Source organism: Pleionea litopenaei, assembly GCF_031198435.1.
Taxonomy (GTDB): Bacteria; Pseudomonadota; Gammaproteobacteria; order Enterobacterales; family Kangiellaceae; genus Pleionea; species Pleionea litopenaei.
This window is the reverse complement of record NZ_CP133548.1, coordinates 1,371,618-1,396,117: the sequence shown is the minus strand read 5'-3', so window position 1 is coordinate 1,396,117 and position 24,500 is coordinate 1,371,618. Positions and strand designations below refer to the sequence as shown.

Genomic DNA, 24,500 nt, shown 5'->3' with positions numbered 1-24,500 from the left:
ATTAGATGGAAATGCGGTTTGCAAAAGGAGTGATTCCTGCTCCATGGTTGGTATTGTTGATTATGTTCGTTTCCCTAGGAGTGGTTAACGCACAGCAGGCAGACAGTGCTGATCAACAAGACAACTCACTCTCTGAGTTGTCGCCTCCTTCAGAGAAACGCACAGGCGTTGATGAGACCATTAATCTCGACGAACTTCAGAGCGTTGTTGTCAAAGAACCCTTTGTGAATATTCACACGGGTCCTGGTGTTGGTTATCCCGTTTTCCACGTTGTCGAAGCTAAAGAAACCTTATGGATCATTAAACGCCAATACAATTGGTTTTATGTCGCGACTAAAAAGCAAAAAGTAGGATGGGTACCCCTCGATATTATGTTGTTAACCGTTAATCATGACGGCTCTCCGGTTAATTTCGCGACCTATAATCAACGAGATTTTTCTGAACGTGACTTTGAAGTGGGCGTAAAGGTAGGTGACTTTGGTGGTGCAAACTTAATTGCTGTGACTGGGTCTTGGCAATTTACTCCGAACTTGGCCACGGAATTTGTGGTCGGCCAAGGCTTGGGTGACTTTTCAGAAGTTCGGCAAACGACCATCGCGGTCATCAATTCTCCTTGGCCAGAGTGGAAATACTCTCCTTATCTTGGGGTTGGCACGGGCATTGTAAAAGTCTTCCCAAGCGCTGCATTGGTGCAAGAAGTTGACCGAAAAGATGAAACTGTATTTGCAACCGCGGGTTTAAAAACCTACATTAGCGATAGATTTGTCGCTCGAGTGGAATATCGAAGTTACGCGATATTAACTAGTCAAACAACTAATGAAGAAATTGAAGAATGGACAATTGGATTCAACGTATTTTTTTAGGCATCGTGATTTCTCTGAGTGCTTTCAACCTAAGTGCTGCAGAGCAAGACTCTGATGATCCAAGCAAAATTTTTGAGCCAAAAATTGAGCGCCAAGCCGTTGATGAGGCATTAATCGACGATGAAGATTTTGAAGTCGGTATTGTATTTGGAACCTTGGGTATCGAAGACTTCGGTGCGGCAGAGTTATACGGCGTTCGATTTAACTACTTTATTAATGAAGATTTTTTTCTTCAAGTGAATGCTGGGAGTGCGAAAGCGGGTCTTTCTAGTGCGGAACAATTGTTTCCTGGAAATGTACTTATTTCGAACGACAAAGACTTTCAATATTATGATTTAAACCTAGGATGGAACATTTTACCCGGTGAAGCTTTTTGGGGTGATGAAGTTGCTGTTAATACGTCGTTTTATTTCGTCGTGGGAGCCGGCAATACGTCTTTCTTAGACAACAAAGAATTTACCTTAACTTACGGTGCTGGATATAGAGCTTTGCTGAATGACTGGCTGGCTTTTTCTGTTGATACTCGTAATCATCGTTTTAATAGTGAGTATCCGGTAGGAGAAGTTAAATCTACGCACAATTTAGAATTCAGTTTTACGCTTTCTGCATTTTTTTAAGAGGATAGTTATATGAAGTTTACTCTAAAGATTTTTGCGCTTGTTGCGCTACTCGTGAGCCAAGTCGCTTGGTCAAAAGAAATGAACCAGCCAGCACCGGACTTTACCTTAAAAAGTTCGACTGGAGAGAACGTAAAATTATCTGAACTTCGCGGCAATGTCGTTATGATCAACTTTTGGGCGAGCTGGTGCGGTCCATGTCGTCAAGAAATGCCTTTGCTAGACGAATTTTACAAGAAATATTCAAAACTCGGTTTTGTATTACTCGGTGTTAATGTTGAAGAAGATTCATCGAAAGCCGCGGGCTATTTGAGTGAAGTTCCAGTTTCATTTCCTATTTTGTACGATAACACCAACAGTGTTAGCAAAATGTACGATGTCGATGCTATGCCGAGTACTGTTTTGGTCGATCGTGAGGGAAATTTACGCTTTCTTCATAGAGGTTACAAACCTGGCGACGAGAAAGAATACAAACGTTTAATGAAAAAATTAATGAGAGAGTGATTTGATGCGTTTTGCGATAACTCTTTCGCTGTTGTTTTTAAGTGGATGTGCGATCGAGCCCTGGGTTAAACCCTATGAACGAGATAATCTGGCCGATCCAATTATGAGTATGAGCCGCGACGCAGTGTCGACCAATTACATGCACCACGTATATCAAGCTCGTGAGGGGGCTCGTGGTGCAGAAGGCGGCGGCGGCGGTGGCTGTGGATGTAACTAAATGAATAGCAAATTACTTTTAAAAACTTGGTTACTCTTTGCCATTCTAATGCCATGTTTATTGCGCGCTGCTGTATTACCAGAAGATCGAAGCGATCTTTTGTATCATCGCTATGATGGTGGCGGTATGGTTATCGATGGTCCATCGTTGTTAGTGAGAAAATCGTTTCTCGATAAGTTTTCAGCGTCAGCAAATTACTATATTGATAATGTCAGTGCAGCATCAATCGATGTTCTTGCTAACGCAAGTCCTTACATTGAACGTCGTAAAGAGTATTCGGTCGGTTTAGATTATTTAAATAATAAGACCACCTTGAGTACATCATTTACTAATAGTTCTGAAAATGATTACGAAGCAAATACTGCGTTCATTGGCGTTTCTCAAGATTTCTTCGGTGATTTATCGACCTTGTCTTTTGGTTATTCCAAAGGCTGGGACACGGTGATGAAGCGAGGGGATGCTGACTTTAAAGAGTTTATTGATCGGCACAATTTTAAAATTGACTGGACTCAAGTCATTACTAAAAATTGGATTGCCAGTATTGGTGTTAATACGGTAACCGATCAGGGTTACTTAAATAATCCCTATCGAGTGGTTCGTTACCTCGATCCAAACTCGGGGATTGGTTTCCGTTATCAAACCGAAGTCTATCCAGAAACGAGAACGAGCACGGCAGTTGCCTTTCGTAGCATGTATTACTTACCCTACCGAGCAGCGTTTAAGTTTGAGATGAGAGGGTTTAATGATACTTGGGACATTAACGCTAAGAATTTCGAAGTGGCCTATATTCATCCTTATCAAGATGAATGGATTTTTGAAGCCAAAATTCGCCAATACACGCAAACCGAAGCCGATTTTTATCGCGATTTAATCGATCCTAGCGACAATGCTCAAAACACTGAATTTGTCGCGCGAGATAAAGAGATGAGTGCCTTCTCGAATATTTCATACGGTTTGGGTGTCAGCTATGAAAAGGAGCTACATGAAGGCGGCTTCTTTAAGAAATTCGCGATCAATCTTAATATCGATTATTTTCAATTTGAGTTTGATAATTTCAGAGACGTATTGGTGCACGATACGCAACCGGGGCAATACGCTGTCGGTCAAGAGCCTTTGTATGCATTTGATGCGACGGTCACCCGTTTCTTCTTTTCAATCTGGTATTAATTTTCTCGTTTGATTAAATGAGCGATTCATCACAATTTGGGATAATCGCTCGCTGCTCGGATCTGTTTTTTCTTAGTTACCATGAATAATCTAAATCGATAGAGTAAGCTCAAAAAATAACAATATCGCTTGCTTAAGGTCACCGGTGGAGTGACCGATTGATTGGTTTTCATTCGAAGTAATCACTGAAAAAAATTTACCTCGGATGCGCATAAGTGAACTGGGAGCAGATCAGAATGAATCACAGCAAAAGTCGTCCTTTTAGACCAATGGAGCCCGTGCAATATGACTCATCAACTTCACGCAGTTGTTTCAGGGCGAGTGCAGGGTGTGTGGTATCGAGCCAGCACTCAGCAAAAAGCGCAATCTCTGGAACTGGTCGGCTGGGTAAGAAATCTTAGCGATGGTCGTGTAGAGCTGGTTGCTCAAGGCAGTAAAGAGAATTTAGAAGCTTTGTTGCAATGGTGCTATCAGGGCCCGGAGCTGGCCGAAGTGAGCGGGATTGATTTTCAATGGGAGTCAGCGGAGTCGCGGCTACTTGAATTTGAAACTCGCGCGACAAAGTAACATAAGTTTTGTTGTTAAATGCGCAACGCTTGGATATTTAAATTAGACCCTCTACACTAATGGTAGGGTCTAGAGAAGGCGTAGCATGACAACGAAGTCAGAATTTAAAATTGCAAAGAGTCCGGTGGTTCGAGTGACCTACTGGATTTCTGGAAGCCTTTTCTTAGTATTAGGGATACTGGGCATTTTCTTACCCTTATTGCCCACGACTATTTTTCTTATTCTTGCCGGCGCTTGTTATTTACGCAGCTCCGAGACTTTATATCATTGGCTGCATCAACACCCGACCCTAGGGAATTATTTAAGTGCTTATTATTCGGGTTGTGGTATGCCTAAACGAGCGAAAGTCATCACGCTGCTTTTCCTTTGGGTCTCGCTGTCTTTTTCCGCTATAATTGTGCCGCATCTATGGCTACAGGGTTTGTTATTGGCTATTGGGCTAGGCGTGACGGTGTATATTCTGAGAATGCCGACTTTAGTGGTTCAGAATACGCTAGAGCGAGTGGTTGAGAATACGCTAGAGCGTGACGCCCCTACTGAATAAAAACCTTGGGTAGTAAGTGGTTGTCTAGTCGTTCTTACAGAGAGAATTAATGAATAAACTGTCTGATGATACAGAGCTGAATTACGCTCAATTTCTTTCCGAAGCAGTCGATACCGGAATCATTTGGTCGTTGACCACAACCGATGACGATGAGTCTGAATTTGTTATGGTTGACTCTGAAACGGATCCTCAGCGTGGAGTCATGCTGTTTTTCTCGAACATTGCATTTGCAGAAGCCTTGTGTGTTGAAGAGTGGAGTGAATGCAGTCCTCGAGCCATTGATTTGGACGAGTTTATCGATAAGTGGTTGCCGGGAATGCAAGGCGATGGTTACTTAGTGGGAGTCAATTGGAATGATGCTTTAGATGGCTTTGAGCAAGAGCCGTTGGAACTGTCTCTCGAGTTACTTGAAACCGACTAATGTTGCTAGGCTTGGGTAACCCATCTGCTCGTTTGCGTTTTGTCATTGAAAATCCACCGCCGATGTCGCAATACCAACACCTTTCGACGGTGCTACCGCTCTCTACTCAGCAACGAGCCGCGATTGAGCAGGCATGTGGAAATCATTGGAAAAAAATTTTTGCGTGCTTAGCAAAAATTTCGCAGCCCATTTTTGGTGAAATAAATGAAACCTGGCAAGATTACCGGCAGGAGCGTTTGTTACGATCTCGGGGTAATGAAGCACTGCTGTTTCATCACAATGAGTTATCTCTCAGCGATTTGTTACCAGAGTCGAACCGAGTGACCCTAGTTATGGGCAAACGACTCAGTCAGTTATTGGCAATTGAAGGTAACCTCTGCGAAAAAGGGGACTTTTTTGAAGTCGCCGATACCTCTGTTGTCATCACGCCTTACCCAGATTATCGACAACTTTCGAATGCCAAAATAGATCGTCTTATTACGCTGATCAAACCAAGGTTAACCTCGAAAAATTGATCGTTAATGGGCTTGATAGCTGCGCAAGAAGGTCGCAAACCTTGGTGTATTATGGTTGGTATATCCTCGATAACGGTAGGTGACTAGGCTGCCGATTTCTGGTGGCGTCTGTCGTTGCTGAAGGCTAAATCCAGAGCCGAGCTTGAAGCGAATACCTTGTTTATTCTCAACCAGTATCGCGCCCATCATTCCTTGGTATTTTCCGTTTCCTTCAATATGCGCAATCACTTTAGCTTCGGCATCTTGATAACTTTTAAGTTTCTGTAAGTCGTTGGTTCGACGAGCCTGATATAGTGAATCTGCTCGATGTAACATTAATCCTTCTCCGCCTTTTTTCTCTACGTCTGCGAGTGTTTCATACAGAGCATCAATATGATTTACACGAAAATGTTCGACCAAAACCAGGTGCTCGCTTTGATGTTCCTTGACGATAAACGTCAGTTCTTTCAGTCGAGCATTAAAGTCTTTAAGGCTGTGCGGCAAATCAAATACCATAAACTTAATGTCTCTCCATTGGTCATCGGGCGCATCGTGTCGACGAATAATTGAAGAAACCTTTTCGAACTCGCCGCGAGCTATCCATAGTTCGCCATCTAAAGCTTGCTCTGGCAATCGGCTAGTGAACCAATCTGGCGCATGGACTTTGTAACCACCTCTAGTTAACAGTTCTTTCCCATTCCACAAGGTTCGTACGCCGTCTAGCTTCTCACTGACCCAAAACTCAGTAACATCGCTCTCGGGCTTAAACGTTTGCGCTAAGAGAAGATTCGGACCTGACTTGGTCGATTGAAAGGGTGAAGAGATTAGAGGTAAAAGAGATAATGATATACAAATTCCATTGCCAATTGCTTTCATTGTACCGTCCTTTTAAGTTTGCTCACTCAAGTTAGAGTGATGCTGATTCATCGTCCTTGATGAATACAAATTGTGCATGAGTTACCAATTGATTATTAGAGGACCGTGAATAATCTTTAAGTAAGCGATTAGACATAAAAGGCTTGAGAGATCGATCCTTAATGGCTTTTAATAGCTCATGGTTCTAAAAATAGTGTCTTTATTGCATGTTGTGGGCTGTCAGTTAAATCAGCATTGCTGTATCACGTGATAGAAGACTCCGGAGTGTTTAGGTATTTAAAAACTGAGTTGACCGATTTGGGCAATGATTGATTCGGCGTTGCTGCCGCCAAGTTAAGAGTTTTGGTGAAGTAATTTATTACGCTTTTGTAGACAGTACTTATTCTCCTAACGAGTATGTATAGGTTCGACAAAGGAGTCGATAAAAAGTAAGGTTTTCTTAGCTATGTCTGTGGATAAAATACTAACTGCTTGAATGATTTGGAAAAGCACTGGCGCGTATAATGGGATCTTATGCTATTGAGCGATCTAAACAGCATTCTCGGAAAATGTGAGTTTTGCTCTAGTCGCTGCAGCAGAGGGGGGGTAGGCTACTCGGAAAGAAAAGTGAGCGGTTTATTTGCGCCCAGATGATTATAATATATTGTTATTTTTTAAAGAAGTTATAGGAAGAGACACTAAGTATGAGAAAAGCAATTATTGGATGTGCATTATTAATGGCATCGCTACCTACAATGGCTGATGAATGTAAAAGTTGGGGTTGTGTTTCAACCATATCTGAACTTTACACCAATGCCGACGGTAGGATTTATATTGGAACTCCGTTAGATGAAAAATTGGCTAATTGTACTCCAATATCAGATATATATTTTACCCTGAATCCATCATCAGGTAATGCAAAAGAGATATACTCGAGTTTGCTTGCGGCATTTATGGCAAATAGAAAAATCCAGCTTCGAATTAAAGAGGGGCATGCTCAATGTGAGCTTTCCTATGTTCGCTTGAATGTGGATTTCTAAAACTAACAAAGCCATCTTTGCGTACATTTTTGAGCTTGCTTGAAAAACAGCAAACTCAAAAATCCTGCAAATGGCGGTATTATGCATCAACAACCGGAGAAATCTTGCATGCAATTTCCAAACGATGACGATGGCAACGTTTTAAAACAACTCCATGAAATGGGTTTTGACTTTTGCAATGAGATTGAAGTGGAGTTTACGGTTGCTGCACCGAATGAAGAGGCTATGGCATCAATTGAAAAAGCTGCACGTAATGCAGGATATGATGCAGAGGGTTACTTTGATGAAGGTGAGCTGGAGGTGGACGAAGAAATCACTGAAGAAAATGAGGAATTCGCTCCGTCTTGGACTGTGTATGTAACAAAGGTGGTGAAGTTAGAATACGATCAATTGGTTGCCATCCAGAAAGATTTGGATCAGTTGTCAGTCCCATTCGGTGGCAAATCCGATGGTTGGGTGGTGCAGGGGTAATAGTAAAAATGCATAACAATCATCAACACCGCCGGCCTGCGGCCTGGACCTCCTTACGCTTCGCTCCAGTCGGCCTGTGTGCTGGGCGTTATCATCAGCTTCTGGCTAAATGTTGAATATTAATTTGTAAGATTAAATCGAACGTTCTTTTAGATTAAGTCAAATATCAACTATTCTACGTTAAGCTTGCTTCCGTAAAAACACTAAGTCGTTTGTGGTGCTGCTTTTGTTATCAATTCGATAGCCATCGATATTAAATGAACGTAAATCATTGGGGTTGTCGATTTTGTTCTCGATGATATAACGCGACATTAAACCGCGCGCACGCTTCGCAAAGAAACTGATCATCTTGTACTGTCCGTTTTTATAATCCTTAAATTGCGGTGTGATCACTTCATAAGGCAACTTCGACGATTTAACCGACTTAAAATATTCATTCGATGCCAAATTGATCAGCGCTGGTTGCTTTTGCGTTTCTAGCTCTTTGCTAATTTGGTCGTGGATCAGGGTGCCCCAGAATTCGTATAAGTTCTTGCCACGCTGATTACCTAATCGAGTGCCCATTTCTAGACGATAGGGTTGAATTAAGTCCAATGGACGCAACAGGCCGTATAGACCCGATAGAATTCTTAGATGCTTTTGAGCGAAAGTGAAGTCATTGGCTTTAAGCTCAGTCGCAGCTAAACCCTGATAAACATCTCCGGTAAAGGCAAACACAGCAGGGCGGGCGTTCTCTGGTGTAAAGGGCGTACTAAACGACTGGAATCGATGAACGTTGAGTTCCGCCAATTTGTCGCTCAACTTCATCATAGTCGCAACGTCTTGATGAGTTAATTTTCTTAATTCATCAATAAGCACCTGGCTATGATCAAGGAACTGCGGTTGCGTAAATTTTTTAGTCGGAAGCTTCGATTCAAAATCTAAGCTTTTCGCGGGTGAAATGACCGTGAGCATAAAACCTCTGAGAACTCGCTAAACTTTCAGGTATTTTAACATTGGGGAAATTAAAAGTAATTCGAAAATAAATAGATTTTATCGATTACTAAAATACATCGTTTTCTGCGCTAAGTTGTAGGCATACTTCTTGGTTTGGTGTAACTGACACGTGAATGGTAATTGGTCGACAACAGACCTCACAGTCTTCGATATAAGACTGCTCCGTCACAGAAAGATCCAAAAGAAGTGAAATCTTTGAGCCGTAATATGGACAAGTTTGAGCCGTTTCATCCCATGTATTCATAAAGTTCTCTACCAGCAGTTTGCCTTATTCAGTATAGGTTAGATGCTTTTCTTAAACTATACTTGAATTAACTTGGTTAAAAAGTGCACAAGAGGAATCGATGGTCAGAGAAATCTCTGAACATAATAAATGGGGGTTGTGTTTGCGACCCAATTGCTCAGCGACCAAAGGGCAAGTCTATGCTTTTATTTCAGTGATCGCCTTGCTTTCATTTTCTATTGCGCTGGCTTGGGCTTCTCTTGGGTTCTGGCCAGTCATTCCCTTTGCCGGTTTCGAAGTCTCACTGGTCGGCTGGTTATTAATCGCTAACCACCGAAAGGCTCAGCGTCAGCAAATGATCATGCTAGACGGCGATCAGTTAGTGCTGGGAGAAGGAGGGGAAGAATGCGAGCACACGATCAGCATGCGCCGGAAAGAAGTTTTCTTACAGGTTAATCAACCCACTTCTTGTTTAGCAACGATGGATTTGTATTTAATTTTCGACGACCGAAAATGTTCGGTGGGTAGCTTTTTAGTCGAAGATGAAAAGGTGTTGGTGTGGGAAAGTTTGAAAGGTCACGGTATCCGTGATGAGGTACTTCCTTGGTGGTATGCGAACCGGTAGATAGCGGCACTACTGCACCGCTATCACACCGCTATCGATTTATCACCGAAATAACCTAGTTAGGGAAGTTCTCGAAATCCCATGTTGTACAAGGTAAAGGCATAGACGTCTGCCGCAAGATCGATTTGTTTACTGGTTGGTGTTCCTGCACCATGTCCCGCATTGGTCTCTATACGAATCAACATGGGCTGATTTCCTGCATCTTTAGATTGCAGTTCAGCAGCAAATTTGAACGAGTGTGCTGGAACCACGCGATCGTCATGGTCACCGGTGGTGATCATCGTCGCTGGATATTGAGTACCTGCTTTTACGTTATGCACGGGAGAATAGCCTAACAAATACTCGAACATTTCTTTGCTATCTTCTGCTGTGCCATAGTCATACGCCCAACCCGCACCGGCAGTGAAGGTGTGGTAACGCAGCATGTCGAGAACGCCAACCGCCGGTAATGCAACCTGGAATAAATCAGGACGTTGAGTCATAGTGGCACCCACTAACAACCCACCGTTTGAACCACCGCTAATGGCTAAGTAGTTCTTACTGGTGTACTTTTGATCAATCAAGTACTCAGCCGCCGCAATGAAGTCATCGAACACATTTTGCTTATTGAGTTGGGTTCCTGCTTTATGCCATTTCTTACCGTATTCGCCACCACCACGAAGGTTAGCGACCGCATAGATACCGCCCATTTCCATCCAAACTGCGCGAGTAACACTGAATCTTGGCGTTAAGCTAACGTTAAATCCGCCGTAACCGTACAAGATGGTTGGATTCTTTCCGTTTAAGTTAAGTCCTTTTTTGTAGCTGATAATCATAGGTACAGAAGTACCGTCTTTAGACTTATAGAATACTTGCTTTGATTCGTATTGATCGCTATCGAACGCAACGTTTGGTTTTTGATAAACATCGGCGTTGCCTGACTGAGGATCAAACGAATAAATAGTGGCTGGAGTCTTGTAATTTGAGAACGTGAAGTAAAGCGTTTTATCTTCGCGTTTGCCGCCAAATCCGTTAACATCGCCAACACCCGGTAAGGCGACTTCTCGCACCAACTTACCTGTGTAGTCATATTGTTTGACTTGAGAAATCGCGTCGACCATATACTCTGCAAATAAATAACCGGCACCGGTGCTGATCGACAATACATTGTCTGTCTCAGGAATAAGATCTTTCCAATTCGCAGGAGCAGGATCCTTTGCGTCGACAGTAACTACTTTTCGATTAGGTGCATTTAAATTGGTGACTAAAAATAATTGCGTGCCTTTTGTGTCGAGTACATAGGTATCGGAATTAGTATTATCGACAATGGCGACCAGTTGGCCATCATCTGAACTTAGATCGCGCATAAACAATTTATTGCCCGAGGTTGAAACCGCAGCGCTAATAAATAAGAAGCGACCGTCTTCGCTGACTTGACCACCAACATAGCGGTGTTTCTGCTCATCGGTTGCGCCAAATACCACTTGGTCTTGGCTCTGAGGCGTGCCTAATTTGTGGTAGTAGAGTTTGTGCTGATCGGTTTTCGCTGACAGCTCACTGCCATCAGGCTTATCGTAACTTGAGTAGAAAAAGCCTTCGTTGCCTTTCCAACTAACGCCAGAAAATTTAACATCAACCAGTGTATCTTCAACCGGTTGCTTCGTCTCTGCATCAATCACAATAATTTTTCGCCAATCTGATCCTCCTTCTGAGATCAAATAAGCGGCAAGAGAACCATCTTCTGAAAAGCTAAGTCCGGCTAATGAGGTGGTGCCATCTTCACTGAATTTATTCGGGTCAAGAAAGACTTCTGTTTCACCTTGTTCATTTTTACGGTAAACAACATTTTGATTTTGTAATCCATCATTTTTTGTGAAGTAGGTGTATTTTCCTTCAACGAAAGGTGAGCTGACCTTTTCGTAGTTCCAGATTTTTGTCAGCTTTTCTTTGATTTTCTCACGATAATTAATTTTATCGAGATAACCAAAGGTCACATTATTTTGTGCCTTAACCCACTCAGCGGTTTCTTCACTTCGGTCATCCTCTAACCAACGATAAGGGTCGGCCACTTTCATATCGAAATAGCTGCTAACCTCAGCGCCTTTTCGAGTGGTTGGGTAGTTTATTTTAGTTTCTGCGGCACTGTGTTTTTCTGGCGCAGCAGTCTTCTGTTGTGTTGTTTGCTCGGTCTCTTTAGAACAGGCGAATAGTAGAGAAGAGGTGAGCAAAACTATTAATGTTTTTTTCATTTTTAATAGCCCTGTGATTAAAAGTGAGCGCAGTCATTAGCTGCGCTCTTTAGTATTATTTCTATTTTGAAGTTATTTGAAATCGTTGATGAAACAACAATCTCATTGAGCTTACTGAGTAACCGGAAATCCGCGGTCTCTCATTAGTGCTTCTACTTTTGCATCTCTTCCTCGGAAGGCTCGGTATGCATCGGCAGGATCAACAGCATTGCGAACAGAGAATAAATGGTCGACAAGTTTCTTAGCCACTTTTTCATCGTAGAATCCGCCCGGTGCTTCTGCGAAAGCCTCAGCTGCGTCAGAGGTTAATACTTCGGCCCAAATATATCCGTAATACCCTGCTGAATAACCTTCGCCAGAAAAAATATGCCCGAAATGTGGTGTACGATGACGCATAACAACTTCTTTCGGCATGTTTAAGCCCGCTAAGGTTTCGCGCTCGAACTTATCCGGATCAATATTTTCTGGATTGGTTGTGTGCAGCAGAAGATCAATCATAGCTGATGCTAAATACTCGGTTGTTTTAAAACCTTCGTTAAAAGTAGCGGCGTTTTTGATTTTCGCGACTAACTCAGTAGGCATCGGTTTCCCAGTTTCAGCATGAACTAAGAACTGAGAGATCACTTCGTCGGTTAACAACCAGCGCTCGAGTAGCTGTGATTGAAACTCAGTATAGTCTCTCACACCGCCATTAAGCGTTGGGTAAACAACTTTAGAAGAGAGTGAATGTAGCGCATGTCCAAACTCGTGGAAAAAGGTTTCTGCATCATCCCAAGAAACTAAAACTGGCTCCCCAGGAGCGCCTTTTATGAAGTTTGAGTTGTTTGACGATAATACATTTTCTTTTCCATCGAATGTGGTGTGGCTGCGGTAACTGGTTGCCCAAGCGCCTGAGCGTTTTCCTTGTCGGGCAAAGGGATCTAAATACCAAAGTCCAATATGTTCACCTGAGGTTTTATCGGTCACTTCCCAAACTTTAACATCAGGATGAAAGACTGGAACGCTGCCATCTTTAACCGGAGTAAATTCGAAGTTGAACAGACGACCTGCGACATAAAACATAGCTTCGCGAAGTTTGTCCAATTGAAGGTATTGTTTAACTTCATCGGAATCTAAGTCGTATTTATCTTTTCGAACTTTTTCTGCGTAGTATCGGTAATCCCATGGTTCGATGGTGATTTTTTCTTGCTTGAGCTCTGTCATTTGCTTATCCGCAATGGCTTGCATATCAGCGACTTCTTCTTTAACTCGAGCGATTGCTGCAGGCCACACGGCTTTCATTAACTTGAACGCATTGTCTGGGTTTTTAGCCATGCGATCTTCGAGTCGCCATTGAGCGTAGTTTTCGTATCCGAGCAACTGAACACGTTCATGACGCAGTTTCAAGATTTGCGAAATCAACGCATTGTTATCGTATTCATCGCCGTTGTCGCCACGGTTGTAATAGGTCTTCCAAACTTTCTCACGAAGCGCTCGTTCATCAGAGTAGGTTAAAAATGGATCCATGGATGAGCGGGTATTGGTGATGGCGTACTTTCCAGCCTGACCACGAGACTCGGCTGCCGCTGCTGAGGCTTTGACAAAAGAATCCGGCAGTCCAGATAATTGATTCTCGTCGAGATAAAGCACATAAGACTCTTCATCGTGCAATACGTTGTTAGAGAATTGAGTGTGTAGTTTGGCTAGTTCTTGGTTGATGTCTGCATAGCGTTTTTGTGCGTCGCCTTTTAACGTTGCTCCGTTGCGAGCAAAGCCGTTGTAAGTTAATTCAACCAGTCGTTGTTGGTCGGGACGCAGTTGTTTCACTTCGTCGCTTTTATAAACTGCCTCAACACGAGCGAATAATTTGGCGTTTTGGCTAATTTTTGAGAAAAATGCCGATAATTCTGGAGCCATCTCTTGTTGGATTGCCCGAAATTCCGGCGAAGACATGTTTGAGCTCCAAATGCCCCAGTAGGTGAAGACCCGACTTAGGTCTTGTCCGGCCTTTTCCATTTCAACAATGGTGTTTTCAAAGGTAGGGGCTTCAGGGTTGTTTGCGATAGCTTCGATCTCTGCGAGTTGGCGTTGCATACCTTCTTTTAGAGCGGGTTTTAGGTCTTCCAACTTGGCTTTATCGAAGGCTGGTACACCTTGGTAAGGGCCTGTCCACTCTTGTAGAAGCAGGTTGCTTTCTTCCTTAACCGGAGCTGCAGTTGCTGCTGTTTCAGTATTCGCAGGCTTACTTTGGCTCTGTTGCTCAGGGGTATTGGTGTCTGGTTTGTCCCCACATCCCACTAAAATGGTCGCCACGAGACTGGCGATTATGGTTATATTTGTTTTCATTTCATTCTCCTAGGTCTTCTTTTCCCAGACTACGGGATTCCGGCTCAGTGTAGCGGTTTTCGCCAAGTTGTCACAGGGGGAAAATGTTAATCTTCGTTACAGTTTGTGCCTTTCTAAGCGTCAATATAACCGAGAGGCATAACTTAGATGCGCAATGCTTATAGGTATGATTTCTTGATCACCGAAGGAGAAGCGTTAATCCTTTATGAGCGTCGATTTTCTTTCATCTGTTGATAGCGATGATTAAACTCGGCGTAAAGATTTTGTAAGTGGGTACCAGACTCCATTAACCCGCTCTCTGACAGCGCCAGAGCGACGGATTCTGCCGTAGAAAGATAATTTTGATAGGCAGCACCACGAGTAGCGTAGGTCGAGGCCTGCTCAGGTGTGAGCTTAAAAATAGGGAAGTTAGGTAGCCAGCGGCTGGAGTTAAACATGCGTCGGCTCTGGCGCCACGTGCCATCGAGTATCACCAAAGTCGGAATTTTTTGATCATTTTCTGCAACAGGAATCGCGTTAACTAGCTCTCTGGGTTGCTCCAAATCGTAGGGGTACAAAATATAAAAACGACGCTTGGGGTCATTTAATAGCTGCAACAGTTCTGGTTGCGGTTCCGTTCTAGACCATTCAAAGCAGAAAGTATGGTCAGGAAAGCAATCGTCGATGAGCTTTCCTGTATTGGTCGGCTTAAATATTTCATCGCGATGAAATAAAAGCAGAAAGTCAACGCTCGAGGGCTTCGCGTGAATTTGCTCGCAGAGGCACAAAGAGCTGCTGAGGCGGCACTCTGAACAGCGTTGTATCAATCGACCACGGCCACCATAGTCGCGACTTGCAACAGACAGGGCTCGTTGTTTCATTTGGTTAAAAGTGAATTGGCTAGGAATCAAAATAGTTTTCAAGGCTGGTAACGATCGAGGCGCGCAGTTTAGCATGGCAAACCCGTTCAGGTGAAAGAGTCATTAGCGGGAGCTGTTTGCGAACTATGTTTCTGAGTCAGGGCAATGAATCGATAGGTAAGTATTCAGATGCATCATCGTCAAATCGATAAAGTTGCATGACCGGTGGCCCGGGACGAAAGTCGCGGTCTCCGTCGGCCGGTAGACTGGTTACGGTAATTCCAATGATGGGATATAAATTGTTGCGATCGTGAGTCAGCTGCAGTTGGTCTAAATAACTAATACCGCCGTACTTTTCAGAGTAATCATGAATAACAATAGACATTAGCAGATGCCACTGTTGTTCTCGATAAGCAGCAACATTCAACCATTCTTTGCGCGATTGAGCGGTTTGACTTTTTGCAGTTGGTATATCTTTTGAGCGCCATACAATCAAGGTGTTGTCGTCAACTGACAGAGGCATTTCAGGTGCCGCTGAATGCTTCAAGCTAATATTCAACGCTTGCTGTTCAGTAATGTCAGTCAAAGTAATTATGGTCGGAAGGCCCAATCGCTGGGAATCTAGGAGCTCATCGACTTGGCTTAGCCATGAGGGCGAGCCAGCGGATTCGCTGCGAACCTGGCTCGAAAAAAGCAGAGTGGTGGTCAGTAACAGACCCAATAAACGCACTGTCATCAATGAGACTCCCGCTTTAACAGGTGCAGCGCAATGCTTAATCCGCCGATGCTTCCACTGAACAGTTGCAATGAAAAACCGAAGGCTGAGCGTGCGCCTGCAATCAGAGTTATATTGAGTATCGGATACATTAAGGCGTGAATCAACAATATCACTAAGATTCCGATAAGAGTGAATCGAACGAGTGTAGGAACAGATTTAAACCAGCCAGTTTTTACCAATAGACTAAAGGCAATAAGAAAGCCGATCATAATGGCTAATCCGTAAGAGGGGAGCATACCCCACAAGTCGCTGAGCGCAGTATCGAGCCACGTTTTGCCACCTATTTCAACGCCCAACTTGCTTAATTCGCTAAGCACTTGCTGAGTATGAAAAATGCTAGCAAAAACGTAGCTAATGATCCCACCGGTTATTATCGAGAGCCATGGTATTTTCTTTGATTGAGCTTGCTTAGTTGCGCTTTCGTTCATAGGTCTTCCGATCGTTTTGCTAATGTCGTTTTCAATAATCGTTAACCGCTCAGGCTAAGTTTAACGTCTTTTTAAGTTGACCGTTCGTTCAAGTTAAGCGTCTGTTTAAGTTTAGCGTCTAATTAGGTTAAGATTCGTCTCTATAAATATCCCTTTCGAGTGGATTCTTCAACAACAGAGGCCAAGAAATGTTATCACGTTTTAAGTTGTTAATCTGCGCAGTCATGAGTGTTTCGGCGCTGGCCCAGGAGCCAGTGACATGGACTCAGTCATTACAGCTAGACAAAGTGATGATCGATGTCACCGTTGAAGAAGTTTCGCGGCAATTAAATTTCCCTTGGGCTGTTACCGGACTGCCGGACGATCGATTGCTGATTACCGAAAAGCCAGGACGTTTACGTATTTGGCAAAATGGTAACTTATCCGCGCCCTTAGAGGGTCTTCCCGATGTTTATTACGCCAGCCAAGGTGGTTTGCTTGATGTGATCATCGACCCTGAGTTTTCACAAAACGATTGGATATATTTTAGTTATGCCTACCAAAGTGATGGCGGTAATACGACTCGCTTAATGAAGGCGAAAATGCAGCCTGATGGACTCAAACAACAGACGGTTTTGTTTGAAGTACAACCCTACAAAGATACCCCAGTGCATTATGGTGGACGTTTGGCAATGTTACCTGATAATACCTTGGTTATGACCACTGGTGACGGGTTTGATTATCGTGAGCAAGCGCAGAAACCAAACAGTTTACTGGGAAAAACAGTGCGTCTCACGTTAGAAGGTAACATTCCAAATAATAATCCATTTGTCGGTCAAGCCGATCATCGCGCAGAAATTTATACGTTGGGGCACCGTAATCCACAAGGTCTGGCCTACGACTCACAGCGGCAAGTATTGTGGCTGCATGAGCATGGTCCGAGAGGCGGCGATGAGTTAAATGCTTTAGAGCGTGGTAAAAACTACGGATGGCCAATTGCGACCTATGGAAAAGATTACTCAGGCGCGAACATCACACCATTTCAAGAGTATCCAGGCACGGAAAACGCGGTGCGCGTGTGGACACCATCGATTGCACCATCAGGTCTGGCGATTTTTCGCTCTGATTCTGTTCCCGCACTCGATGGCGCTTTGTTGATTGGTACTTTGGTTGATCGCGATATTAAGGTGTTGCTGCCCGATCAAACGCCACAGGTTGAACGGTCACTTTTAGCACCTTTAAACTATCGAATACGCGATGTTTGGGTCCAAGGGCAAGTTATTTGGGCCGTGACCGACGAAGAGCAAGGTCGCTTGTTGAAGATAACGCTTGAGCAGCGACCGATCCAAGGTGATAACCGGTCGCATATTTTTTAAAAAGTTGTCAACTGGCTAATATTGCTGCGTGATATCGACGTATAACGTGAGTCGTTGCCCGGGCTGCAGATATTTTTTCGGGTTGATTTGGTTCCATCGAACCACATCAGCGACGCGAACGTTAAATTTACCCGCAATTCGAGCAATCGAATCTCCGCGGCGAACGCTGTAACGAATTTTTCGCGTTTTGTTCTTAATTCCTGATTGAACGGCGATACCTTTGGGGTGCTCTGTCCAAACGACCAGCTTTTGTCCAATGCGCAGTGGATCTGTCGGCGCCATATTATTCCACGCGGCGAGTTGACGCATGCCGACTTTATATTCTTTCGCCAATGACCAGAAAGAGTCGCCACTTTGAACCGCGATGTGAACCTTTTGCCCGTCGCGTTGCCGATTTTGTTTGGCGGCAGTGCGATTTTGGCTGCTTTTGGAATACTGCCCCGCGGTGTAAGCCGCGGTCGGAATTAGCAAAGGCTTTCCGACGCGAATTAAATTGCCGCGAATACCATTCGTTGAGCGAAGTAATTCTACCGTTGTGTTGAATTTTTTAGATAGACTCAACAAGCTATCACCGGGTTGAATAACGTAGCGTTTGAAAGCAATACGTTGTTCTTTTGGAGTGCTTTTTAAAGCTTGTTTAAAAATTTGCGCATTGGCAATTGGAAACAATAAATCGGTGTCGCGTTTCGGCTCGGTTGCCCAATGATTAAAGGCTGGGTTGAGGGTGTAAAAATCTTCAAGATCGAGTTCCGCTAATTCAGCCGCAACAACCAGATCGATTTGCGAATCGACCGTCACCTTTTCGAAATAGGGCGTGTTGGCTACGGGTGTCCAAGTCAACTCGTAGGTCTGATAGTTCTTTAACAAATCGGCGAGCGCTAATAGCTTGGGTACGTAAGCTTCGGTTTCTTTCGGTAAATCAAGAGACCAAAAATCCGTTGGAAGGTTTTTGCGCTTGTTTTTTCTAATCGCGCGAATGACATTGCCTTCACCCGAATTATAGGCTGCGATAGCGTGCAGCCAGTCGCCATCAAAACGTTTGTGCAGGTAGGCTAAATAATCCAGTGCGGCGTGGGTTGAATAGAAAACGTCGCGGCGGCCATCGTACCACCAGTTTTGACGTAGCCCAAAACGTTTACCTGTTCCGGGAATAAATTGCCACATGCCTGAGGCTCGGCCGTGAGAGTAGGCAAAAGGATCGAAGGCACTTTCTACTATAGGTAGCAAGGCCAGTTCCATGGGCATTTTGCGCTGTTCTAATTGCTCATAAATGTGATGTAAGTATGGCCTTGCACGCGCCGAAACTCGAGCAATGTAGGCCGGGTGCTTTGCATACCAATTTCGTTGACTGATCAAACGGCGCTTTTCTGGTATGTCTAAGGCCAGTTGTTGGCGAATCATCCACCATAAGTTGTCGGCCTCAGCAACTTCAGAAGCGCTGTTTTCTTCGCTAATTTCGACGACATCAATCTCATCGATCAGTTGCTCCTCAACAATAACCTTTTGTTCAGTGGAAGAGACCTCTGGGGAATCTTCAAGCGCGTCAGCCGTACTTTGGCTAGTTTTCGATTCGCTTGTTTGAAACCAAGTTTGGTGCTGGCAGGCTGTCAGCCCGACGATCATAGTGATGAGTACAAAAAATCGATTCATATCAAAAGGTTAAAGCCTTGGTTGGGTTAATGCTTCGGCGCTTAGCAAAAAGCCGATTGGCGCGTGAGGTGCACATGTTATTTTTTACTGAGATAGCTGTCAAACGAGTGATTATTTAGAAGTTATCTTTCCACTGTCGAATGCAGCCAAAAACATCCTCTGGAGTAGACAACGACTTCCCAGAAAAAGTTTCCGCAGCCTGTCGAACATTTTGTTCTTCAACTCGCAAAAATGGATTCGTTTGGCACTCTAACTCAATGGTACTGGGAACCGTCGGTATGTCATTTGCTCGAGCAATCTTAACTTCATTGTAACGCTGCTGCAGCGTCTCATTGTCTGGCTCAACCGCACGAGCAAAAGATAGATTGGCCTGAGTGTATTCGTGAGCGCAAAAAACTTGGGTTTGAGCGGGAAGCGCTTTCAAGGACTTGAGTGACTGCCACATCTGTAGAGGCGTACCTTCAAATAACCGTCCACACCCTCCGGCAAACAAGGTATCGCCACAAAATAGCCAGTCATCGTTGACGTAAGCAATGTGGTCAAGTGTGTGACCGGGAACCTCTAAAACGTTAAGTTGTACTCCTAGCGATGGCAGCGTCACCCGATCTCCCTGTTTCAGAAAGCTATCGATGCCTGAAATTTTGGCACTTTTCGGGCCGTACACGAGACAGCCATACTGACTTTTTAGGGTCTCGACGCCTCCCGTATGGTCATGGTGGTGATGGGTAATGAGAATATTGGTTAGGTCGAGCTGGCGCTCCTCTAGGTAAGCGATGGCAGGCTTTGCATCGCCGGGATCGACCAATGTACAGGTTTTTGCTCGATCATTAGTTAAAGCCCATATATAGTTATCGGTAAAGCTAGGAATACGATCAACGGTAACCATCAGAAATCTCAAAATCTCAAGTGAGGTGGTCAATGTATCAAGATAAGCCATCACGGGACAAGGGGCCGCAACCATTTAGTTCGACACTCTTTTCTGGCGAGGCAAAAGTAAGAGAGCTGGTACAACGATTGCTCGACGAACTATTGCCAGAGAGTTTTGGATATTATGCGGCTACGCTGGGCGACCTGGGCGCTGGTCTCGATTTTACTCATAGCCCGATCAAGCATTGGTTTTATTTAACCAACCAACGGCGAGCTGAAACTTCATGCATCGTTCAGTACGATGCGTTGCCCATTGCTTCAGATAGTTTAGACATGGTGTTGCTTCCTCATATTCTCGATTTTATTGAGCAACCTCACGATCTTTTAAGAGAGGTTGAGCGAGTGATGATTCCAGACGGAAAATTAGTTATTTCGGGAATTAACCCGATCAGTTGGTTTGGTTTGCGTAAACTCTCTGCAAAGTTGATAGGCAACCCAGTAATGTCTCGTCGTCTCATTGGGTTATCGAGAATAAAAGATTGGTTAAAATTAATCGGATTCGAAGTCGAAGATTATTGCGGTTTAGAATTTATTGCGCAAAGTGAACCACAGATTTGGCAACCATTTGCGTCGCACTTTTGCAGCCATTATTTTATAATCGCCCGCAAATCGGTCTCAACCTTGACGCCTATTCGACCGAGCTGGCGAACCAATAGAAAACTAGTGCCTGCACGATTTGCTGAACCAGGTGTGCAGCGTTTGGTCGAAAGAGAATTGAAGAAAGTACAGAATTAATGACGTGGTGGATAATTTGCAAACAATAGAAATGTTTACAGACGGCGCATGTAAAGGAAATCCCGGTCCAGGAGGGTGGGGCGTATTATTGCGTTCAGGAAAGCATGAAAAAGAGTTGTACGGTGGCGAATCAGAAACCACCAATAATCGAATGGAACTGACTGCAGCAATTGAAGGGCTCAAAGCGCTAAAGCGACCCTGTCAGGTCGAGTTAACAACCGACTCTCAATATGTTCGCAAGGGTATTACTGAATGGATGGACAATTGGAAAGCGCGGGGTTGGAAAACCGCAGCAAAGAAACCCGTTAAAAATGCTGATTTATGGAGTGAATTAGATGAGCTGGTACAACGTCATCAAGTCAACTGGCATTGGGTAAAAGGACATAGCGGTCATCGTGAAAATGAAATTGCCGATGAATTGGCCAACAAAGGTGTGATTGAGTTAAGCAATCAATAATAACTTGAAGGGAAGTCAGTGGCTTCTCATTCTTCGAAATTGCGTGTTGTAATAAATAGCGAGACATTATGCGTCAAGTGGTATTGGATACAGAAACGACTGGTTTAGAACCGACTCAGGGTCACAAGATCATCGAAATTGGGTGCGTCGAACTGATTGATCGAAAGTTGACCGGGCGACATTATCATCAGTACATAAAACCCGATCGAGTGATCGACCAGGGGGCAATTGATGTGCATGGTATCACCAATGAATTTCTTGACGACAAACCTCGCTTTAACGAAATTACCGATGATTTTTTAGCCTTTGTTGACGGAGCAGAATTAGTCATACATAACGCCCCATTTGACATTGGCTTTTTAGATTGGGAACTGAAATGTCTCGATCGTGGGTTGGGCAAAATGGAAGACTATTGCAGCGTGTTAGACACCTTAGTGCTCGCGCGACAAATGTTTCCTGGGCAGAAAAATAACCTCGATGCGTTATGTCGCCGATTTGGTATTGATAACTCGCACCGAACGTTGCATGGGGCTCTACTCGACTCAGAAATATTAGCGGATGTTTACTTGTTGATGACGGGGGGGCAAACCTCGTTGACGTTATCTTCTCATCAAGACTTTTTAAATGCGGGTAAGCAGAATGCCGGTATTCGCCGATTAAAACGGTCCACGCCGTTAAAAGTTATTCGCGCCAATGAGCAAGAGCAAGCCGACCATGTTGCAAAAATGGAGAAAATTCGTGACATTGCCGGAAAAGTTATTTGGGATAATGTGAGTTAAGTTTTTAGTCCTAGAGTTTGATTGATCTAAGAGGTTGATGGTTCTAGGAGTTTGACTGTTCTAAGAGATTGATTGTTCTAAAATATAAAAAAAGCGGCTAAAGCCGCTTTTTTTATTGGTCTAACTTTTTTGGGGTAAATTAATGTCCCGATGACTTTTGTTTGGTTTGCATCACGCAACGATCTTGTTTCCATTCCCCTTGCATGCTTTTACACAGACTTTGCAAGTCATGGTGATTAATGATGTGTTTTTCATACATAGCATCGGTGGATGGCCGGAGTGAGAACAACACCATCGCTAAACCAACCGTACTCATGGTAATCGTGTAGGGCAATGCCATGATCACCATACGTCCGTAAGAGAGACGAATCAGTGGCGCTAGCGCTGACGTTAGTAAGAACAAAAAGGCTGCTTGACCGTTAGGTGTCGCAACACTTGGAATGTTAGTGCCGGTGTTGATGGCAACGGCCAACATATCGAAGGTATCGCGATCAATGGTTCCATTTAACGCTGCTTTCGCTACTTCATTAATATAGACAGTGGCGACGAATACATTGTCACTCACCATCGACAATACACCGTTGGCCACGTAAAACATGGCAACTTGACCTGTGCCTTCCATTTTCAAGACTTCAGAGATAATTGGAGCAAACAGTTGGTTATCTGCTATTACGGCTACAATCGCAAAGAACACCGTCAGCAACGCGGTGAAGGGTAAGGCTTCTTCAAACGCTTTGCCAATACTGTGCTCGTCAATAATGCCGGTGAATGAAGTCGCAAGTACAATGACTGAAAGGCCGATCAAGCCGACTTCTGCAAGGTGAAACATAAGGGCAATGACCAGCCAAATTGCAACAACACCTTGCATGACGAGAGCCACTTTATCTCGCAAGGTACGTTTTTCATCTTCAGCTTTGGCAAACTCTTCCATCACGCTTCGCACGTTGTCAGGTATTTCTTCGCCGTACCCGAACCATTTGAGTTTCTCAAGAAAATAGCACGTGGCTAATCCGGTAAATAATACAGGAATGGTAATTGGAGCCATGCGCATAAAGAACTCACCGAAGCCCCAGTTAGCTCTTTCTGCAATGAGTAAGTTTTGTGGTTCGCCGACTAGAGTACATACACCTCCGAGTGCAGTACCCACCGCTGCGTGCATTAACAAGCTACGTAAGAAACCGCGAAAGCTTTCAAGATCGTCGCGATGATGATCATTAACTTCTTTGTCGTCACTGTGATCATGATCGTGATGGAATTTTTTTCCTGAGGCTACTTTGTGGTAAATACCATAAAAGCCGACACCAACCGCAATGACTACCGCAGTGACGGTTAAAGCATCAAGGAATGCAGAGAGAATGGCTGCAACGGCACTGAACAGTAATGAAAGCAAAGCTTTTGACCTGACGCCGAGTAAAATCTTAGTAAAGGTAAACAGCAACAAGCTTTTCATAAAGAAAATACCCGCGACCATAAATACCAAAAGCAAGATAACTGGAAGGTTTGACTCTATTTCGTGCATCACGGTATCTGGGCTGGTGAGTCCGATAAAAATGGCCTCAAGGGCTAGCAAGCCACCGGGTTGAAGAGGGTAACACTTGAGGGCCATGGCCAGTGTAAAAATGAACTCAACTATCAACAGCCATCCCGCAATGGTCGAGCCAGCTTCTCCTGCGCCAAAGAACACGATGGGATTGATGACCAGAAAGGTAACAATGGTCAGTTTATACCAGTCAGGTGCGTTTCCGAGAAAATTGTCTAAAAATGCCGCTCTAATCGCGTTTGCCATTATTTCAGTCCTATTTTATAACCTTTTTAATTTTTCGTTAAAATTCATACAACTACGACGATAATTCGATTTTAGACTGTTTTCTTTACTTTGCACAGGGGAAATACCAAGGCGATAATCCTAGCAAAGCGTTAAAGTGCAAAAACGTCTAAAGAATCCGCGCTTTGAAGCTTTTCTTCATGCCCCTTTCGCGTTATCCTTGCTGTCAGGTTAGAACTCAGACCAGTTTCAAGATCAAAGTAACCAACCAGCGAAAAACGTCTCTTTGAAGACGCTTTTTTAGATGGGCATGATGAGCATGAAAATGTGCTACCAAAACGTCGGTTGATTGCTGTTTATAGTTGCTGTTAATAGTTGCTGGAAGGCTGTGCCCTTAAGTAGAGCAGTCAGGTAAAGCAATTAATTAGAGCAATTAGGTAGAATGTTTTAGTAGTGCAAAGAGTCAATGCCGTTAGAAAGTATCGCTGACGTGTACGAATAAAAAATGTAAAGACATTAGCTACGAATTTTTAAGTAACAGTGCCGCTCTGTCAGGGATATGCAAGAACTGATAAATAATTGCAGTGGAGCGAATGTTGCAGTGAACAAAAACACAGACAGAAGACCTCA

The 24,500-nt window shown here is 43.9% G+C and carries 27 protein-coding genes; 16 read left to right on the top strand and 11 right to left on the bottom strand.

The window, feature by feature from the left end; genetic code table 11:
- The first annotated feature begins 5 nt into the window (after positions 1 to 5).
- The 9 genes from Q9312_RS06215 (at position 6) to Q9312_RS06175 (ending at position 5,415) form a co-directional block, all read left to right on the top strand.
- A complete protein-coding gene (locus Q9312_RS06215; RefSeq protein ID WP_309203721.1) occupies positions 6 to 863 on the top strand; it encodes an SH3 domain-containing protein in 858 nt (285 codons plus the stop codon).
- Complete coding sequence (locus Q9312_RS06210) at positions 833 to 1,480, top strand: outer membrane beta-barrel domain-containing protein (protein WP_309203720.1); 648 nt, start codon at positions 833 to 835, stop codon at positions 1,478 to 1,480. Before Q9312_RS06215 ends, Q9312_RS06210 begins: the two co-directional genes overlap by 31 nt.
- 12 nt (positions 1,481 to 1,492) lie before the next feature.
- Complete coding sequence (locus Q9312_RS06205) at positions 1,493 to 1,984, top strand: TlpA family protein disulfide reductase (RefSeq protein WP_309203719.1); 492 nt, start codon at positions 1,493 to 1,495, stop codon at positions 1,982 to 1,984.
- A 4-nt stretch (positions 1,985 to 1,988) separates the two neighbouring features.
- Entirely contained in the window at positions 1,989 to 2,201 is a 213-nt protein-coding gene (locus Q9312_RS06200; protein ID WP_309203718.1) for a DUF4266 domain-containing protein, read from the top strand.
- Positions 2,202 to 3,368 carry a DUF3570 domain-containing protein gene (locus tag Q9312_RS06195; protein WP_309203717.1) on the top strand — a complete coding sequence of 389 codons (1,167 nt, stop codon included), beginning with the start codon at positions 2,202 to 2,204 and terminating at the stop codon, positions 3,366 to 3,368.
- Between the two features lie 285 nt (positions 3,369 to 3,653).
- Positions 3,654 to 3,935 (top strand): acylphosphatase, encoded by a 282-nt coding sequence (locus Q9312_RS06190; protein WP_309203716.1) that lies wholly within the window; start codon positions 3,654 to 3,656, stop codon positions 3,933 to 3,935.
- 85 nt (positions 3,936 to 4,020) lie between these two features.
- Positions 4,021 to 4,479, top strand: a complete 459-nt coding sequence (locus Q9312_RS06185; RefSeq protein WP_309203715.1) for a YbaN family protein — start codon at positions 4,021 to 4,023, stop codon at positions 4,477 to 4,479.
- A 49-nt stretch (positions 4,480 to 4,528) separates the two neighbouring features.
- Positions 4,529 to 4,900, top strand: coding sequence for a DUF2750 domain-containing protein (locus tag Q9312_RS06180; RefSeq protein WP_309203714.1), 372 nt, complete (start codon positions 4,529 to 4,531; stop codon positions 4,898 to 4,900).
- The gene (locus tag Q9312_RS06175) at positions 4,900 to 5,415 is read left to right on the top strand and encodes a DUF6942 family protein (protein WP_309203713.1); all 516 of its coding nucleotides are present in this window, start codon (positions 4,900 to 4,902) and stop codon (positions 5,413 to 5,415) included. The genes Q9312_RS06180 and Q9312_RS06175 overlap by 1 nt, the downstream gene beginning before the upstream one ends.
- Before the next feature lie 3 nt (positions 5,416 to 5,418).
- On the opposite strand, the gene Q9312_RS06170 is transcribed toward Q9312_RS06175, so the two are convergent.
- The gene (locus Q9312_RS06170) at positions 5,419 to 6,270 is read right to left on the bottom strand and encodes a DNA ligase (protein WP_309203712.1); all 852 of its coding nucleotides are present in this window, start codon (positions 6,268 to 6,270) and stop codon (positions 5,419 to 5,421) included.
- Positions 6,271 to 6,953: 683 nt separating this feature from the next.
- On the opposite strand from Q9312_RS06170, the gene Q9312_RS06165 reads away from it, so the two are divergent.
- The gene (locus Q9312_RS06165) at positions 6,954 to 7,289 is read left to right on the top strand and encodes a hypothetical protein (RefSeq protein WP_309203711.1); all 336 of its coding nucleotides are present in this window, start codon (positions 6,954 to 6,956) and stop codon (positions 7,287 to 7,289) included.
- 39 nt (positions 7,290 to 7,328) lie between these two features.
- Positions 7,329 to 7,760 (top strand): ribonuclease E inhibitor RraB, encoded by a 432-nt coding sequence (locus tag Q9312_RS06160; RefSeq protein ID WP_309203710.1) that lies wholly within the window; start codon positions 7,329 to 7,331, stop codon positions 7,758 to 7,760.
- A gap of 180 nt (positions 7,761 to 7,940) precedes the next feature.
- On the opposite strand, the gene yaaA is transcribed toward Q9312_RS06160, so the two are convergent.
- Both yaaA and Q9312_RS06150 read right to left on the bottom strand, forming a co-directional pair.
- Positions 7,941 to 8,714, bottom strand: coding sequence for a peroxide stress protein YaaA (yaaA, locus tag Q9312_RS06155; protein ID WP_309203709.1), 774 nt, complete (start codon positions 8,712 to 8,714; stop codon positions 7,941 to 7,943).
- Between the two features lie 88 nt (positions 8,715 to 8,802).
- Entirely contained in the window at positions 8,803 to 9,000 is a 198-nt protein-coding gene (locus Q9312_RS06150) for a CPXCG motif-containing cysteine-rich protein (protein WP_309203708.1), read from the bottom strand.
- A gap of 100 nt (positions 9,001 to 9,100) precedes the next feature.
- Between Q9312_RS06150 and Q9312_RS06145 the strand changes: the two genes are divergently transcribed.
- Complete coding sequence (locus Q9312_RS06145) at positions 9,101 to 9,604, top strand: DUF2244 domain-containing protein (RefSeq protein ID WP_309203707.1); 504 nt, start codon at positions 9,101 to 9,103, stop codon at positions 9,602 to 9,604.
- Between the two features lie 59 nt (positions 9,605 to 9,663).
- On the opposite strand, the gene Q9312_RS06140 is transcribed toward Q9312_RS06145, so the two are convergent.
- The 5 genes from Q9312_RS06140 to Q9312_RS06120 form a co-directional block, all read right to left on the bottom strand.
- Complete coding sequence (locus Q9312_RS06140) at positions 9,664 to 11,832, bottom strand: prolyl oligopeptidase family serine peptidase (protein ID WP_309203706.1); 2,169 nt, start codon at positions 11,830 to 11,832, stop codon at positions 9,664 to 9,666.
- 111 nt (positions 11,833 to 11,943) lie between these two features.
- On the bottom strand, positions 11,944 to 14,157 hold the full coding sequence (locus tag Q9312_RS06135) for a M3 family metallopeptidase (RefSeq protein ID WP_309203705.1): 2,214 nt from the start codon (positions 14,155 to 14,157) through the stop codon (positions 11,944 to 11,946).
- Positions 14,158 to 14,360: 203 nt separating this feature from the next.
- Positions 14,361 to 15,092 carry a tRNA-uridine aminocarboxypropyltransferase gene (locus tag Q9312_RS06130; protein WP_309203704.1) on the bottom strand — a complete coding sequence of 244 codons (732 nt, stop codon included), beginning with the start codon at positions 15,090 to 15,092 and terminating at the stop codon, positions 14,361 to 14,363.
- Positions 15,093 to 15,153: 61 nt separating this feature from the next.
- Positions 15,154 to 15,732, bottom strand: coding sequence for a hypothetical protein (locus tag Q9312_RS06125; protein ID WP_309203703.1), 579 nt, complete (start codon positions 15,730 to 15,732; stop codon positions 15,154 to 15,156).
- A complete protein-coding gene (locus tag Q9312_RS06120) occupies positions 15,732 to 16,202 on the bottom strand; it encodes a hypothetical protein (protein WP_309203702.1) in 471 nt (156 codons plus the stop codon). The genes Q9312_RS06125 and Q9312_RS06120 overlap by 1 nt, the downstream gene beginning before the upstream one ends.
- 188 nt (positions 16,203 to 16,390) lie before the next feature.
- On the opposite strand from Q9312_RS06120, the gene Q9312_RS06115 reads away from it, so the two are divergent.
- The gene (locus Q9312_RS06115) at positions 16,391 to 17,557 is read left to right on the top strand and encodes a PQQ-dependent sugar dehydrogenase (protein ID WP_309203701.1); all 1,167 of its coding nucleotides are present in this window, start codon (positions 16,391 to 16,393) and stop codon (positions 17,555 to 17,557) included.
- A gap of 15 nt (positions 17,558 to 17,572) precedes the next feature.
- On the opposite strand, the gene Q9312_RS06110 is transcribed toward Q9312_RS06115, so the two are convergent.
- Positions 17,573 to 19,207 (bottom strand): LysM peptidoglycan-binding domain-containing protein, encoded by a 1,635-nt coding sequence (locus Q9312_RS06110; RefSeq protein ID WP_309203700.1) that lies wholly within the window; start codon positions 19,205 to 19,207, stop codon positions 17,573 to 17,575.
- Between the two features lie 115 nt (positions 19,208 to 19,322).
- Complete coding sequence (gloB, locus tag Q9312_RS06105; protein ID WP_309203699.1) at positions 19,323 to 20,093, bottom strand: hydroxyacylglutathione hydrolase; 771 nt, start codon at positions 20,091 to 20,093, stop codon at positions 19,323 to 19,325.
- A 32-nt stretch (positions 20,094 to 20,125) separates the two neighbouring features.
- Here gloB and Q9312_RS06100 point away from each other — a divergent pair, with 32 nt between their 5' ends.
- The 3 genes from Q9312_RS06100 (at position 20,126) to dnaQ (ending at position 22,105) form a co-directional block, all read left to right on the top strand.
- A complete protein-coding gene (locus Q9312_RS06100; RefSeq protein ID WP_309203698.1) occupies positions 20,126 to 20,869 on the top strand; it encodes a class I SAM-dependent methyltransferase in 744 nt (247 codons plus the stop codon).
- Between the two features lie 31 nt (positions 20,870 to 20,900).
- Positions 20,901 to 21,326 (top strand): ribonuclease HI, encoded by a 426-nt coding sequence (gene rnhA / locus Q9312_RS06095; RefSeq protein WP_435408749.1) that lies wholly within the window; start codon positions 20,901 to 20,903, stop codon positions 21,324 to 21,326.
- Between the two features lie 68 nt (positions 21,327 to 21,394).
- Entirely contained in the window at positions 21,395 to 22,105 is a 711-nt protein-coding gene (gene dnaQ / locus Q9312_RS06090; RefSeq protein WP_309203696.1) for a DNA polymerase III subunit epsilon, read from the top strand.
- 139 nt (positions 22,106 to 22,244) lie between these two features.
- Here dnaQ and nhaB read toward each other — a convergent pair whose 3' ends face one another.
- On the bottom strand, positions 22,245 to 23,891 hold the full coding sequence (nhaB, locus tag Q9312_RS06085; RefSeq protein WP_309203695.1) for a sodium/proton antiporter NhaB: 1,647 nt from the start codon (positions 23,889 to 23,891) through the stop codon (positions 22,245 to 22,247).
- Positions 23,892 to 24,500 lie beyond the last annotated feature (609 nt).